2 protein-coding genes are annotated in these 965 nt (G+C 44.7%); both read left to right on the top strand.

Annotated elements, in window-relative coordinates; translation table 11 throughout:
* Positions 1–336: HNH endonuclease (locus tag P1S46_12275; protein ID MDF1537243.1), on the top strand; the 336-nt coding region annotated here is incomplete at its 5' end.
* Positions 337–624: 288 nt separating this feature from the next.
* On the top strand, positions 625–965 hold a 341-nt coding region (locus tag P1S46_12270; protein MDF1537242.1), incomplete at its 3' end, for an HNH endonuclease.

Below are 965 nucleotides of genomic sequence, written 5' to 3'. Positions count from 1 at the left end.
ATTTGTCAGTATGATGTTAGGTTAGGGAACACCTTAATTGGGATAGAAGCGGCTCACATTAAGTGGGTTGCAGCTAATGGGCCAGATGAAATCCAAAATGGCATTGCTTTATGTACCATTCACCATAAAGCATTTGATCGCGGCGCGATCAGTCTCTCGCCAGATTATAAGTTGTTGGTGTCTGAAAATGTGATTGGTGAATACTGGGCAGATAAACTTTTTCGAAATTATTCAGGAAACCAAATAAAACTTCCAATTAGTGAGAATTACTACCCTGAAGGGAAACATATCTCATGGCATATGAAAGAGGTGTTCAGAGCGCCTGCACTTAAGTAACGATCTCTCATGGAAATATCTCGACGTATAAAGAGCCTATCAGTGAATAGCTAAGGGGAAGATTGTTAAAGTGCCTTTGGTGCTGTGCAAACCGTGGTCCAAACCGTGTGGTTAGTTCCAGCCGTCGCTCTTTGAGCTATGGCTTGGCAAGCTCTCCTTTCACACTTTTTGAGAAATGGTTGAATCCAAAACCCCACCTTGCATTCCTACCTTTTCATGAACTAGTCTGGGTACATGCCCCGTCCAACCCCCGAACAGCAGATCCAGTTCCTGGTCAAGATCCAACGATTGCTGGATGAAGGGACGTTCGTTGCTACATACAAGTTTGCTCTCCTTCAATCCCTCGCTGATCTTTCCGTTGAAAAGGGTGATGACAGCGGTGAACCCCTGGAAATACAGACCAAAGATATTGCTCGAAAGTTCATCCAGTATTATGCACCTCAAGCACTGCCTTACCCATCGCCAGATGGAACACCCAAGATCCTGAAGCAAAACCCCTCACAGCAGGCCGAAGTGATAGGTAGGTTGGAACCTTTGGTAGCAGAAGTAGGAACCAATGTTCTCGTTTTGAGGAATAATGAACAACTATGGAATCCACTGGTCACAGCTGTCACTCGTAAGATAAAAGA

Source organism: bacterium, assembly GCA_029210545.1.
In the GTDB taxonomy this organism is placed as follows: domain Bacteria; phylum BMS3Abin14; class BMS3Abin14; order BMS3Abin14; family BMS3Abin14; genus JARGFV01.
The sequence above is the reverse complement of the archived record's forward strand: the minus strand, read 5'-3'. Positions and strand labels throughout refer to the sequence as shown.